The following is a 12,343-nucleotide window of genomic DNA, read 5'->3' as shown; positions in this document are numbered from 1 at the left end:
TTAGGCTTGCAATTACACAATCGGAGCAAGTTCAAAATCTGTAAATTTTGGAGGAGAAATTTGCCTGTTCCACGCGCCGTTGAATTACGTACTGATGGGGCGAAATCCCCATCATTCGCTTAAACAAACTTGCACAGTAAGTCGGGCTGATGTTAACTACACTTGCCAGTTCGGCTAAGGATAAATCACGATTCAGATGAGCATGAATGTAATCGATCGCCTGCTGCAATTGGCTGTAAGTTAAGCTTCTATTCTCAGGCATGATAATTTGTACGACCTCAGAATAGTGGCGCAACAGATGAATCACTAACGCTTGAGACGGAGACAGTATTTTATCTTTTTCAAAATGCTGTCTCCTATTTTACTTGTTGCTTCCGTAGAGAAAACCTCAAGTATTAATGTCCACCTGATGTCACTGGAGGGGTTGTTGCAAGGAGCTGAAGTTCCCATGCAAGGGCCACTGCACTAGCACCGCCATGCTCAAGAAGAATCTCTGATACACCCGCAGATGTTTCTGTGCGTGCCCAGTCACGTTGCCATTCAGCAAGTACAGCCATCCAGTTGATTGGAACTGCACCCGCCTGAACCATCCGACGAAGCGCCATGTCATGAGCTTCCGCAGTAACACCGCCCGAAGCATCGGTAACGATGAATACTTCATAACCTTCACCCAGCGCCTGGATTGCTGGCATTGCGAGACAGATCTCGGTCCAAAGCGCAGCAAGTATAAGTTGCTTGCGGCCACTTTTGTTCACTACATCTGTAACGTTTGAATCTTCCCAAGTATTGATGAAAGTGCGGTTGATCGGTTTTTGATCGGGAAAAACATCCTGTAGTCCCTTGATGATGTAACCTCCTCTCTCTTCAATTACTGTGGTAAGGATTGTGGGTACGTTGAACAACTTTGCCGATTTAGCAAGACCAATAACATTGTTAATGATCATCGTAGGTTCATGGCTGTTCAGGTTGGTGAACTGGTAAGGCTGGTGGTCAATCAGTACCAGGATGCTATCTTCTGGACGAAGCAGTCCTTCCAGTCCGATTTTTGAATTTTTAGACATCGCTATAAGTCTCCATTCAATGTTTACTTTTCAGACACGCCCTAGTGTGTGAGTCTGACTCAACGGGGTGAATCACACAGTTTTTTCACATTCTTCGTGCCACAGGCTGGACAGAACCAATCTTCAGGCAGATCCTCAAAAGCTGTTCCCGAAGCAATTCCAGACTGTGGTTAAGCGGGTTAAATACTGTCAGAGGTCAGCAACATCACGACATCTGCATGAGCTAACACGACATCTGGGTGGCGTTGAAGCGCCGTGTTATACTTCATGGCAAATTCATTGCCCGATTCATCGGGGCTGAGCAGTGTCCGAATGTCACTGTCGATCGCTTCAATTGCCTCTGATGTAACAGGTTCATCGGCATGAAGCAACTCATCGATTTGGATAATCAATTCTGAGAGTCGATGCAACCAGGCAAACTGCTCATGACTAATCACCAGTTGTAGCAATTCACCTCCAGAAACGTGCCCTCGAACTTGCTCATAGGTAATCCGCTCAGTCTCTAGTAAAAGCTTGTGCAGACGCAGTAGTTTGATTCGTAACTCACTCAAGCGTTGACGTTGACTAATTTGATATTGAGATGTGTTAAGCATCAATCCGTCCCATCCTTCCTTCCTGGTAGTCGTTGATCGCCTGGGTGATTTCAGCTTCAGTGTTCATTACAAACGGACCGTAGCGCACGACTGGTTCGTTAAGGGCTACACCTGCAATCAGCAGAAGATCTAGAGGACGCTGAGCATCAGCAGGGTTAGAAATCACTACATTTTCTCCATCTTGAGAAAAGAGCACCATCTGCCCATCATCACCAGGCGCTGGCTCTGTCCCAAACAACCCAGACCCCTCCAGTACATAGACAAAGGCGTTGTACTCTTTGGGTACAGGCTGGATCATCGTTGCCCCTGGTTGCAGTGTGAAGTGGAGGTAGATTATCGGCGTGCGCGTCTGAATTACGGCTTTTGCCCCTAACGCTTCTCCCGCAATCACCCGCACCGTCACAGACCGATCTTCGGTTTGAGCTACCGGAATGTGAGCCGCTGGAATTTCCTGATAGCGGGGTGGCATCATTTTGTCTCGTTGTGGCAGATTGACCCATAGTTGAATGCCGTGGAGCCGTCCACCAGTTTGGGTAAACATTGACTCCGGCATCTCGGAATGCACAACCCCGGCACCTGCTGTCATCCACTGGACATCACCTGGATTTAGTAGCCCGGAGTGCCCCGCAGAATCTTTGTGTTCTAACCGTCCATCCAAGACATAGCTGACGATTTCAAAGCCCCGGTGCGGATGATCGGGTGCACCTTTTGCCTGACCCGGCTTTAGATTAATCGGCCCCAACTCGTCGAGGAGGAGAAACGGGTCAAATTCAGAGAAGCTACTTTTGGGAAAGGGCCGACGTACAAGAAATCCAGCCCCTTCGAGTGTTTCAACGCTGTTGATTACTCCGGCAACGGTTCGAGACGTTTGAGTGGGGACAGTCATAGAATTGCCTCTTCAAAACTAGACAAGTATGTGTATCATTTGAGCCTGAATCAACGGGGTGAATCACAGAGTTTTTTCGCAAGCCAGAAATGCAGCAGATCGCTGATTATTCCTGTTGAAGAAAGTCCAGCAACAGGGGATTGATCTGATCAGCGTGAGTCCAGTTGATGGCGTGCGGCCTGCCGGGAATGACAACCAGCCTGAGTGTTGATCGCCCAGCGCAGAATGACGAACAGGTAGGGAGCGGCAATTGATCGTTCGCCAGTGAGCCAGTTTCGTCCGTCGAGATAACCGAGGATAGCGACGTTTTCAGTGAGTGAAAAGCGATCGTACTTGCCTCTACTTCGTCATCGACAACGAACTCCACTTGCTATATGCGTTCCCACAGCAGCTCAAAAACCGCTTCAACACCATCACTCAAGACTGGCGGTGTCACGAGCGTTAGTCGGCTCTCATTAAGAGTAAAGGTGCGAACTAACGTTGTACCGACCCGATTAGGAATTGATGCAATTTTGATCTGGTGAGTTACTGTGTTGCCACTCAACGTATAAGTTCCAGCGTAAGCATTGAATGTTGTAAATGCTTGAGCAAGCTCTTCCACGGGTAAAGATTGCATCTGGGGAGTCAGCGGCGATCGCACTTCCTGACTCAACGATGGGCGATCGCTCTTAGAAAACATCACCATCATGTGACCATCTGATGTGTAAGTGATGTAGCCAACCGGATGAGTTCCATACACGTCTGGAGTCACCGTTCCATCAGCGTAAATGGCGGTTGCAGAAATTAACTTCCAAATGCCAATTAGCGGATTGTTCTGGATTGATGGTGTATACATAGTGTGCAACCGTTGCTTTATAATTCTCTGCTAGAGAGAGTAGCGGGTTTCAACACAAAATCAAACTCAGTCGTGTAAAACAGTTTACTTTGATTGTGTGCCTTGAGTTCGTCTAGCGCTTCGTGCTTTTGTAATTCAACGATCGCCGATCGCACGGCAAAGGTTGTATCTGAATCCAGGTGAGGATCGCCAGCAATAAAAATTTGTGTTGTCAGTGGAGTGTACTCCGGAGCACTGAGTTTGAAATGGATGTGAGCCGCCCGCCAGGGATGCCGTCCCAAGAGTCCCAGCAACTCGCCAGATGGACCACTGCTTGGCACTTTGTAACCTAGTGGCACGACGGTTTCAAACATATACTTTCCACTCTTGTTCGTTTTGAAACGTGCGCGAAAATTCCCCAAGGGCTGAGACGGCTCTTGGACATCATATAATCCTTTGGAATTGGGTTGCCAAACATCAATCAGAGCATTGGCGATCGGTTGACCGTTCAAATCTAAAACCCTGCCTGACAGGAAAAGTGAATCTCCCTCTGTATCAATACCCAAGCGATCGCCCATCTGCCGTTCTGGTGCATTCGGCACATACAAGGGTCCTTCTAAATTGCTTTCTGTACTGCGATGGGCATCGTGCAGCAATTCTACCAACTCTGAGATCCCTAGTAGATCCGTCAACACATGGATCTCTCCAGTGGGAATCTCTTGAGTGTGATGACTTGCAGAGTTGAGAAAATTACGTCCCTGCTGCAATTCTGATTGGGTCAGATTCACCTCACGCACAAAGTCATGCAAATGTCGAACCAAGCTCGTGTAAATTTCATACAGTCGCGGGTGAGATTTGCCGCGATCGCCATGATTAATGACGGCTTCAGTGATAGTGTCAAGTGCGATTTTCTGCACGATCAAACTCCTTTTTAGTTACGTGATTAATGATGGTTGTTTTACAGCGACTATCTTGACTTATAGTCTGTGTCCTAATCTAATTGGCTACAGCTATATCAGTGCAACTTTGCCTGCAAGTGTTGTCATCTCGCACTGCCGAGCGACTACTGCGCTACCAACCCACCACCACAAAGACTGCATCATTAGATCGCTCTGTAGACTTGATATGTAATTAACACGCATGACTTTCCCTACTCTCTTGGTCTATGAAACTAGACCAGCCACGATGCTTGTTCTGATGAAGATTGAATTACCTTGATTTAGACGAAATCTTCCATAATCAGAGAGTGATTTAAGCCGCCAGCAGCAACGCTACCCTGAAAAACAGCAGCGGAGATCACTTGCATGGGTGAAGTGATGTCACCTGCCGCATAAATGCCTTTGACGCTAGTTTCGTTAAAAACATTGGTCGTCTTTATTAAATTGAATTCATTCAACTCACAGCCTAACTTTTCAGCTAGGTTTGAACGGAGTGTTTGCTTTAGTCGGATCAGTATTCCGCGACGCGCAATTTTCTCGTTTGTCTCAAAAACGATGTTTTCTAATTGTCCGTTATCGCCTTCGAGTCGGATAATTTTCTCTTCGCGAACAAGGATTTTGTGGTTTTCCAAGAGTGTCCTTTGATCAGCGGTTAGATCGGCTTTGCCGTTGGTGCAGAGGACTAAATCAGCACTCCAATTTTTCAGCAATGCCGCCATTTCGATTCCCGTTTCGCCATTTCCAACAACGGCAAGCGGCTCGTCGCGCACTTCCCAGGCATGGCAATAGGGACAATGAAACACGCTTTTGCCCCAGAAATCACCAAAGTTTTCGAGAGCTGGAAATTCATCCATTACCCCGAAAGCCAGCAAAATTTTGCGCGTTTTTTTAATCGTGCCATCCTCAAACACAACTTCAAATTGATTGCCGGATGGGTTAATTTCCTTGACCCCGATCGCTTGAAATTCAACGCTTTTATAAGGTTTGAGTTGGTCGCGCCCGATGCTCAAAAGTTCATGTGGACTGATGCCATCGCGGGTGAAAAAACTGTGCGACTCGTGTGCGGGAGCGTTACGCGGATTCCCTTTGTCGCAGACTAACACGCGACGGCGACTTCTGCCTAAAAGCAGTGCCGCACTGAGTCCAGCAGAACCGCCACCGACAATGACGCACTCGTAAATCTCTTTGTTTTGGTTCATCATCTTTTTCTGTTCTCCAACTGGATAGACAGTCACTTATATCTGTTTCGATTGCTGCTGGTGCAACGACATTGATGTGAATACCTGCTTTGGCATATTGGAGAGCAGCAGCTTTTGTTAAGCCTACTACCGCACAGATCAAACAGAGCGAAGCAACTTCAGCAACTCTTCCGCTGCGGGTTCCGAAGATGCCGGATTCTGTCCAGTCACGAGCTTCCCGTCCACTTGGACATAGGGGGCCCAGTTGGCGGTTTTACTGTAGATGCTACCCCGTTCCTTTAGTCGGTCTTCCAACAAAAAAGGTACGACCGCGGTCAAGCCCACCGCTTCTTCTTCTGCATTCGTGAACCCGGTCACGCGCTTGCCTTTGATTAGATACTCACTGTCCTTTCCGCGCACATTGACCAACGCAACTGGCGCGTGACACACTGCACCGATTGGCTTGTCGGCCTTCACGAAGGCTTCGATCAGTGCGATGGATGTCGCGTTGTCGGGCATATCCCACATCGGGCCATGTCCGCCGGGGTAGAAAACTGCGTCGAAATCGTCTGCGGACACGTCGGCTAGCTTTTTCGTGTTGGCAAGTTCAGCCTGCGCTCCAGTGTCTGTGCGGAAGCGCTTCGTTAATTCGGTCTGGAAGTCGGGCATCTCGCTTTTCGGATCGAGCGGCGGCAGACCGCCCTTCGGTGAGGCTAGCGTGATCGCTGCTCCCGCATCCTTCAGCACGTAATAGGGAGCAGCAAACTCTTCCAGCCAGAAACCAGTTTTCTTTCCGGTATCGCCAAGTTGGTCATGAGACGTGAGAACAATGAGAATCTTCATAGCAAACCTCCTTTTTAAGAACTCAAACACGAACCTTCTCGCTGCATAACACCTGATTCGCCTTCAGTATTGGTGTGAGAACATATCGGTGTCGATCGCGACTTGGATGCAACGTTTCGCACTGTTGATCGACTACTGCGCTACATACCCGCCATCTACCATCAACGTTTCACCTGTTACGAACGATGCCAGGTCAGATGATAAAAACAAGACTGCATTTGCAACTTCAAGCGGTGTTCCAATTCGTCCGATCGGGTGAAGTCCTGTTATGTAAGCTTTGGCTTCATCCTGCCCACCTGTAGCTGCTTCAAACATATCTGTTTCGATTGCTGCTGGTGCAACGACATTGATGCGAATCCCCGCTTTGGCATATTGGAGCGCGGCGGCTTTTGTTAAGCCTACTACTGCATGTTTACTCGCGGTGTAGAGGGATTGGGTAGGAACTGCAACGACTCCAGCCCCAGATGATGTATTGACGATTGCACCACTTCCCTGTTTCAACATCTGAGCAATTTCATATTTCATCGACAACCAAACGCCTTTGACATTGACGTTCATCGTGCGATCGTATTCCGCTTCTGTTTGCTCAATCAATGAGGGATTTTCGCCGACAGTTCCTGCATTATTAAAGGCAATGTCTAAGCGACCAAAAACGCTAACCGCTTTATCAACCATTGCTTTAACATCGGCTTCTTTCGTGACATCTGCTTGCACAAAAATCGCCTCTCCGTCAGCTTCCTGAATCAATCGAACCGTTTCTTCACCTTCATCCATTCGACGACCTACCACCACCACCTTTGCTTGTTGTTGGGCATAAGCGATCGCGGTTGCACGACCAATTCCTGATGTACCACCAGTGACTAACGCCACTTTATCTTGCAGTATCATCCTGTTTCTCCTGTTCCAATCAATGTTGACCTTCAGCACACAATCAAACTCCGATCCGTTTAGCAATTACTAACGCCGTAAAGCTGGTCTAGTTATCTGTAAACTTCAGCACAAGTTTGCCCCGTGTTCCTCCCTGCTCTATACGCTGATGTGCCAGAACGACCTGATCCCAAGAAAATACTGAATCAATCACTGGGCGAAGCTGATGACGCTCGATGAGTTTTGTCAAAGCCTCTAATTTTGCTCGGTACTGGGGTGAAAAAACAAAATGAATCGTCAGATTCTTACCCCATGCTTCAAGAAGCGATTGCGGTATTGCAATGTCTACAATGCTTGTAAGCCTGCCAAAGGGACGGATGATTTCTAGACTACGCTGAATTGTTTCTTTGCCGATCGTATCTAGAACTAAATCCACACCCAGTCCATTTGTTTCTTGACGAATGACTTCTACGTAATCTTCATTTTTGTAATCAATCACCCGATCTGCGCCCAGTTCTGTCACGAAATCTCGGTTTCTAGAACTACACGTCGCAAAGACGTATGCCCCTATCGCTTTGGCGAGTTGAACTGCGATCGAACCCACTCCACCCGCACCCGCATGGATGAGAACTGTTTCACCAACTTGTAGATTGCCCCTAGTCACTAGACAATCCCAAGCAGTCCCGCCTGCAAGCGGAAAAGAAGCTGCTTCAATGTGCGATAGATTTGCAGGCTTCAATGCAACAATCGCTGCATCAGCCACATGATACTGAGCGTAGCTACCGAATTCTCCAAAAATTTGCGGCGAGTAATACACGTTGTCTCCCACCTTGAAATCGGTCACAGCTTCGCCAATTGCCTCAATCACCCCTGAAACATCGACTCCAAGGATGGCAGGTAATTGAACCAGTTCCTTGTAATCACCACGACGAGTTTGGTAATCGACCGGGTTAATCGAGGTTGCACAAACTCTGACTAACACCTGATTCGCCTTCAGTGTTGGTATGGGAACAGTTTGAATCTCAAACTTCTCAGCATCACCAAACGCAGTTAATACGGCTGCTTTCATAGATTCCATCTGTGCCAACTCTCCTTGATTTAGAATAAACAGTGACGGATTTCAATACCATTCAGCGTAGGTAAGTTCTCCCTAACTTCGTAAGTCAGCACGATTTGGTAAGGTAGTTACCGTTTAGTAGCAAATGCAGATATCACAGCCTCGTAGCACACCAAAAAGTTTTCTCGCTCCCAGCTAAAGGCGATGTGCAACTTAACTAAATAGTCATGTCGTTCCATTGTTTCTCATAGCGATCTCCTTTCTTTTGTAAGCCTAAGGTTCAGGTCATTAGCCAACAACTGACTGAGATTTAATTCCTCGACACTGAAGCCTAATTGCTGAATGCTTGATTCGTCTATCGATTTTTGATTGTTTTCAGAAAACCAAGATAATTCGATGCTGCTTCCTGAGCGTTTTCGATCAACAGCAAATGTCCTGCTTTGGGTAATTGAATAATTTGACTCCCTGGAAGACAGCGATGTGAGCGATCGACATCCCGAATATCATAGATTTTGTCTTCCTGACCCCAAATTGCCAGGGTCGGAACCCGACTGTGAGGCAACTGACAAAGCACATCATCATAAAGATTCACAATGTCCCAAGTCTGCTGATAATTTCGATTACGATTCACATAATCGTTCACTTTCTCGGTTTTGACCTCATCCGGAATCGTAGGAGGTGTCACGAAAAGCAGACTGATTTCTAGATCGAACTGCTCTTTGGTAATCGGAATAAAGGGATTGATGCCCTCAATAATCGATTTCCTGACGTTAGTTGCCCAATTCGTTACGCCTAGCGGTGAACCGATAAAGGCGAGGCTGCGAACTTGGTTGGGATAAAGCTGGCTGTAAAGGGCTGCGATCGTGCCCCCCATCGAGCTACCTGCAACATCAAGGGATTGAATCTTTAGCTGCTCGACAAACTGGTGCAGGAGGGCTACCTGATTCTCTAGTGCATAGTCTTTCACGGTAAATCCAGTACTCTTGGCATAACCGGGTAGATCGGGTGCGATCGCTTGATAGCCTGCTCTAGCCAACTCGCACATCATGCCATTCCACTGCTCTTTCTCGGCAAATAATCCATGCAGCAGTAAAATCGGCTGTCCTGTCCCTGCTTGATTATAGGAAAGCGTTCCACTCCCGATTTGGGTAGAGCGAGTTGCGATGTCACAAGTTGAAGCAGGAGTTGCGCGATTCAGCCAACCAGAGCCAACAAGCACACTAACAACCAGAACGATGATAACTAACAGGCAATGTGCAACTTTCAATAAGGAAAATCCCACCGTATGCTTCTGGTAAGCAATTGTGCCAGAACAGAAGTTGGGAAAAATGTTTGATATCGAAGAGTTAATCATTGCTGTTTTCTGCTGTGTGGATGAGCTATGTAACGAGTGCAACTTTTTCTGAAACTTTTTGCGAAATTATGATGTCCTCTGAATTTCTCTGAATAAGGTTTGTAGCGTTTACGACCTACTTGTGAATAAGGGGAGTGAGGGCTGCGCCTCTAGCCAAAGTTCCATCCCTACGACCCGTCAGACTCCAATTAGGATTGCTGTAGTGGTTGCAGATTTGGATTACCTGTTGTTCAAGCGGTATAGCCGCCATCAATTTTGAGACTTGCGCCCGTAACAAAATCAGCTTCAGAACTGGCGAGATAAGAGACCATGCCAGCCACCTCGTCATCCTGTCCATAGCGACCGAGGGCAGTCATCTTGGTCTGCGGCAAAGTCGCTGTCTGTAGGATTCATATTGATGTCGATCACTATTTGGTCGCAACGTTTCGCACTGCCTTTCGACTACTGCGCTACAAACCCACCATCTACCATCAATGTTTCACCTGTTACGAACGATGCCATGTCAGATGATAAAAACAGGACTGCATTTGCAACTTCAAGCGGTGTTCCAACTCGTCCGATCGGATGAAGTCCTGCCAAGTAAGCTTTGGCTTCATCTGTAGCGGCTTCAAACATATCTGTTTTGATTGACCCTGGTGCCACGACATTGATACGAATACCCGCTTTGGCATATTGGAGTGCAGCAGCTTCAAACATATCTGTTTTGATTGACCCTGGTGCCACGACATTGATACGAATACCCGCTTTGGCATATTGGAGTGCAGCAGCTTTTGTTAAGCCTACTACCGCATGTTTACTCGCGGTGTAGAGGAGTACGTTAGGAAGTGCAACGACTCCAAGCGCAGATGCCATATTGACGATTGCACCACTTCCCTGTTTCAACATCTGAGCAATTTCATATTTCATCGACAACCAAACGCCTTTGACATTGACGTTCATCGTGCGGTCATATTCAGCTTCTGTTTGCTCAATCAATGAGGGGTTTTCGCCGCCCATTCCTGCATTATTAAAGGCAATATCCAACCGACCAAAAACGTCAACCGCTTTATCAACCATTGCTTTAACATCGGCTTCTTTCGTGACATCTGCTTGCACAAAAATAGCCTCTCCGCCAGCTTCCTGAATCAATCGAACCGTTTCTTCACCTTCATCCATTCGACGACCAACTACTACCACCTTTGCTTGTTGTTGGGAATAAGCGATCGCGGTTGCTCGACCGATGCCCGATGTTCCGCCAGTCACCAAAGCAACCTTGTCTTTCAGCATCATGATAGTTACCTCTTGTTGTGAATGGCTGTGTCACTTTGTCAAAAACTCAATGAGCAATACGTGTAGGGGCCAGCAATAAGAAGCACCTCCTATAACCAGGATGAGTACGATCCTGATTGCAAAATGGCGGGTTTAGACATTGATATTTGCTGGCTCCTACATTTAGTCGCGCTCGATTAGTGTGTTTGAAGGTAAGTTGGGATCGATCGCCTTACGCGCACTGTCAACGCCCACGACGGGAAGTGTACCCGGATCGAGCAAGCCGACTTGAACCAATACACTTGCCTGATCCCAGTAAATGTGTTCGTGGGCTAGTTTGCCGTCACGGAACTGGACGATCGCTACGGAGGGCACTTCCACCCGTTTTCCGGTGGGAGCAACGCCGGGTAATATCCATTCCATCCAAACAGTATGAGTGAACTTAGCCACCATTTCATCCACGAGTTGATCTGTCCCGATCGTGCGCGAGATTGAGGTCAACTCCATGTCCGGCGGCATCTGTGGAATCAAGTATTTGGAATAAAACTTGCGCAGTGCTGGTTTCCCGACTCCCCCAGTCATTACCGGGATGTGGTTAACGTAAGCATCTTCAACCATCGTAGCGAGGGCATCTTCAGTACTGTGAGTGCCAAACTCGTACTGTAAATGCTCTTCCCAAAGTGCTTGCAAAGACTCCTGGGCTGGTGTCAAATTGGTAGTTGCTTGTAAATTTGCTTGTCCGTCTACAGTTTGCTCTTTGACCATGATTAAATACTCCTGGTTCTATCTATCTAAAGTGTCTTGAGTTCCAATGCTTGACTGCTTTCAGATTCTTAAAATGATTTGTCAGATTTTTGTGATGTTAGTGAACTTGTTTCAATGGACGTATAAGCATTCAGCGCCTGTTTCACGAATTAGTTTGGCAGTTTTTTCACCTTCTGCATCGCGTCTGCCTGAGAATACAACCTTTGCTCCAGCAGCACCGAAGGCGATAACTTCGTTAAGCTTTCCTTGTCTACGAGAGGCTGCGCCAACGGAACGCTACGCGTAGCTTGCTTCCCCGTAGGGGTACGCTAACGCGGTTGTACGACCAATTCCTGATGTGCCGCCAGTGACTAACGCCACTTTATCTTGCAGTATCATTCTGTTTCTCCTGTTTCAATTTCATCGGTTTGTATCGGGTAAGCTTGCCTCAGCAACTCAGTGACTTCTTGCGCGATCGCAATCAGGGCATGATTAACTGAAGAGTCGCGAAGAGAACCAGTCTGAGGTTTACCTTCATGCCCAGGATTATTCTTGCCTTGTACTAGTGAATGCGTCATAGAACTATCCTCAATGAAATACTGATTTGTAATTGACTAAATCAATACCCAGGAATTCAGTTGTTGGCATGGTAACTGTTGTCATGGTTCAAAAAGTGGCAATTTTGTTCAGTGAAACAGGCAAAATCCTAGCCATCAAAATTAGATAGCTTACAGCACTTACAGACAAGTCAGATATGAAT

At 47.2% G+C, this 12,343-nt stretch carries 17 protein-coding genes and 1 pseudogene; all 18 read right to left on the bottom strand.

Translation table 11 applies throughout. From position 1 onward, the window contains the following. Positions 1-31: 31 nt before the first annotated feature. The 18 genes and pseudogenes from H6G92_RS12305 to H6G92_RS12220 all read right to left on the bottom strand — a co-directional run bounded on the left by H6G92_RS12305 (position 32) and on the right by H6G92_RS12220 (position 12,161). The gene (locus tag H6G92_RS12305; RefSeq protein WP_163927133.1) at positions 32-262 is read right to left on the bottom strand and encodes an AraC family transcriptional regulator; all 231 of its coding nucleotides are present in this window, start codon (positions 260-262) and stop codon (positions 32-34) included. A gap of 133 nt (positions 263-395) precedes the next feature. Beyond that, positions 396-1,061 (bottom strand): hydrolase, encoded by a 666-nt coding sequence (locus tag H6G92_RS12300; protein ID WP_190893971.1) that lies wholly within the window; start codon positions 1,059-1,061, stop codon positions 396-398. 59 nt (positions 1,062-1,120) lie between these two features. Continuing rightward, on the bottom strand, positions 1,121-1,219 hold the full coding sequence (locus H6G92_RS40820) for a rubredoxin (RefSeq protein ID WP_190894082.1): 99 nt from the start codon (positions 1,217-1,219) through the stop codon (positions 1,121-1,123). Between the two features lie 21 nt (positions 1,220-1,240). Continuing rightward, positions 1,241-1,654, bottom strand: coding sequence for a hypothetical protein (locus H6G92_RS12290; RefSeq protein WP_190893970.1), 414 nt, complete (start codon positions 1,652-1,654; stop codon positions 1,241-1,243). Continuing rightward, the gene (locus tag H6G92_RS12285) at positions 1,647-2,540 is read right to left on the bottom strand and encodes a pirin family protein (RefSeq protein WP_190893969.1); all 894 of its coding nucleotides are present in this window, start codon (positions 2,538-2,540) and stop codon (positions 1,647-1,649) included. Before H6G92_RS12285 ends, H6G92_RS12290 begins: the two co-directional genes overlap by 8 nt. A gap of 370 nt (positions 2,541-2,910) precedes the next feature. Next, positions 2,911-3,375: a lipocalin-like domain-containing protein gene (locus H6G92_RS12275; RefSeq protein ID WP_190893968.1), complete on the bottom strand. Its 465-nt coding sequence runs from the start codon at positions 3,373-3,375 to the stop codon at positions 2,911-2,913. Between the two features lie 17 nt (positions 3,376-3,392). Then, on the bottom strand, positions 3,393-4,271 hold the full coding sequence (locus H6G92_RS12270) for a dioxygenase family protein (protein ID WP_190893967.1): 879 nt from the start codon (positions 4,269-4,271) through the stop codon (positions 3,393-3,395). Positions 4,272-4,364: 93 nt separating this feature from the next. Continuing rightward, a complete protein-coding gene (locus tag H6G92_RS40265) occupies positions 4,365-4,496 on the bottom strand; it encodes a hypothetical protein (RefSeq protein ID WP_277926739.1) in 132 nt (43 codons plus the stop codon). A 77-nt stretch (positions 4,497-4,573) separates the two neighbouring features. Beyond that, positions 4,574-5,494 carry an NAD(P)/FAD-dependent oxidoreductase gene (locus H6G92_RS12265; protein ID WP_190893966.1) on the bottom strand — a complete coding sequence of 307 codons (921 nt, stop codon included), beginning with the start codon at positions 5,492-5,494 and terminating at the stop codon, positions 4,574-4,576. Between the two features lie 135 nt (positions 5,495-5,629). Beyond that, positions 5,630-6,313, bottom strand: coding sequence for a type 1 glutamine amidotransferase domain-containing protein (locus H6G92_RS12260; protein WP_190893965.1), 684 nt, complete (start codon positions 6,311-6,313; stop codon positions 5,630-5,632). A 132-nt stretch (positions 6,314-6,445) separates the two neighbouring features. After that, positions 6,446-7,201, bottom strand: coding sequence for an SDR family oxidoreductase (locus H6G92_RS12255; RefSeq protein WP_190893964.1), 756 nt, complete (start codon positions 7,199-7,201; stop codon positions 6,446-6,448). 88 nt (positions 7,202-7,289) lie between these two features. Further along, positions 7,290-8,258 (bottom strand): zinc-dependent alcohol dehydrogenase family protein, encoded by a 969-nt coding sequence (locus H6G92_RS12250; RefSeq protein WP_190893963.1) that lies wholly within the window; start codon positions 8,256-8,258, stop codon positions 7,290-7,292. Between the two features lie 334 nt (positions 8,259-8,592). Next, positions 8,593-9,591: an alpha/beta fold hydrolase gene (locus tag H6G92_RS12245; RefSeq protein WP_190893962.1), complete on the bottom strand. Its 999-nt coding sequence runs from the start codon at positions 9,589-9,591 to the stop codon at positions 8,593-8,595. 230 nt (positions 9,592-9,821) lie between these two features. Then, positions 9,822-9,902 carry a hypothetical protein gene (locus H6G92_RS39360; RefSeq protein WP_242059113.1) on the bottom strand — a complete coding sequence of 27 codons (81 nt, stop codon included), beginning with the start codon at positions 9,900-9,902 and terminating at the stop codon, positions 9,822-9,824. A gap of 130 nt (positions 9,903-10,032) precedes the next feature. Beyond that, entirely contained in the window at positions 10,033-10,860 is an 828-nt protein-coding gene (locus H6G92_RS12235; protein WP_190893960.1) for an SDR family oxidoreductase, read from the bottom strand. A 162-nt stretch (positions 10,861-11,022) separates the two neighbouring features. Beyond that, entirely contained in the window at positions 11,023-11,604 is a 582-nt protein-coding gene (locus H6G92_RS12230) for an ester cyclase (protein ID WP_190893959.1), read from the bottom strand. 117 nt (positions 11,605-11,721) lie between these two features. Continuing rightward, positions 11,722-11,982, bottom strand: a pseudogene (locus H6G92_RS12225) (oxidoreductase); the annotation flags it as partial. Next, positions 11,979-12,161: a hypothetical protein gene (locus tag H6G92_RS12220; RefSeq protein WP_190893958.1), complete on the bottom strand. Its 183-nt coding sequence runs from the start codon at positions 12,159-12,161 to the stop codon at positions 11,979-11,981. The gene H6G92_RS12220 and the pseudogene H6G92_RS12225, both read right to left, overlap by 4 nt. Positions 12,162-12,343: the final 182 nt, after the last annotated feature.

Source organism: Nostoc foliaceum FACHB-393 (assembly GCF_014698505.1).
Lineage (GTDB): Bacteria > Cyanobacteriota > Cyanobacteriia > Cyanobacteriales > Nostocaceae > Nostoc > Nostoc foliaceum_A.
The sequence above is the reverse complement of the archived record's forward strand: the minus strand, read 5'-3'. Positions and strand labels throughout refer to the sequence as shown.

Excerpts from the sequence above, each read along its gene's own strand:
- H6G92_RS12290 (WP_190893970.1), bottom strand. The coding sequence starts at position 1,654 with ATGCTTAACACATCTCAATATCAAATTAGTCAACGTCAACGCTTGAGT.
- H6G92_RS12220 (WP_190893958.1), bottom strand. The coding sequence starts at position 12,161 with ATGACGCATTCACTAGTACAAGGCAAGAATAATCCTGGGCATGAAGGT.
- H6G92_RS12245 (WP_190893962.1), bottom strand. The coding sequence starts at position 9,591 with ATGATTAACTCTTCGATATCAAACATTTTTCCCAACTTCTGTTCTGGC.
- H6G92_RS39360 (WP_242059113.1), bottom strand. The coding sequence starts at position 9,902 with ATGGTCTCTTATCTCGCCAGTTCTGAAGCTGATTTTGTTACGGGCGCA.
- H6G92_RS12230 (WP_190893959.1), bottom strand. The coding sequence starts at position 11,604 with ATGGTCAAAGAGCAAACTGTAGACGGACAAGCAAATTTACAAGCAACT.
- H6G92_RS12275 (WP_190893968.1), bottom strand. The coding sequence starts at position 3,375 with ATGTATACACCATCAATCCAGAACAATCCGCTAATTGGCATTTGGAAG.
- H6G92_RS12255 (WP_190893964.1), bottom strand. The coding sequence starts at position 7,201 with ATGATACTGCAAGATAAAGTGGCGTTAGTCACTGGTGGTACATCAGGA.
- H6G92_RS12260 (WP_190893965.1), bottom strand. The coding sequence starts at position 6,313 with ATGAAGATTCTCATTGTTCTCACGTCTCATGACCAACTTGGCGATACC.
- H6G92_RS12235 (WP_190893960.1), bottom strand. The coding sequence starts at position 10,860 with ATGATGCTGAAAGACAAGGTTGCTTTGGTGACTGGCGGAACATCGGGC.
- H6G92_RS12285 (WP_190893969.1), bottom strand. The coding sequence starts at position 2,540 with ATGACTGTCCCCACTCAAACGTCTCGAACCGTTGCCGGAGTAATCAAC.
- H6G92_RS40265 (WP_277926739.1), bottom strand. The coding sequence starts at position 4,496 with ATGCGTGTTAATTACATATCAAGTCTACAGAGCGATCTAATGATGCAG.
- H6G92_RS12300 (WP_190893971.1), bottom strand. The coding sequence starts at position 1,061 with ATGTCTAAAAATTCAAAAATCGGACTGGAAGGACTGCTTCGTCCAGAA.
- H6G92_RS12250 (WP_190893963.1), bottom strand. The coding sequence starts at position 8,258 with ATGGAATCTATGAAAGCAGCCGTATTAACTGCGTTTGGTGATGCTGAG.
- H6G92_RS12305 (WP_163927133.1), bottom strand. The coding sequence starts at position 262 with ATGCCTGAGAATAGAAGCTTAACTTACAGCCAATTGCAGCAGGCGATC.
- H6G92_RS12265 (WP_190893966.1), bottom strand. The coding sequence starts at position 5,494 with ATGATGAACCAAAACAAAGAGATTTACGAGTGCGTCATTGTCGGTGGC.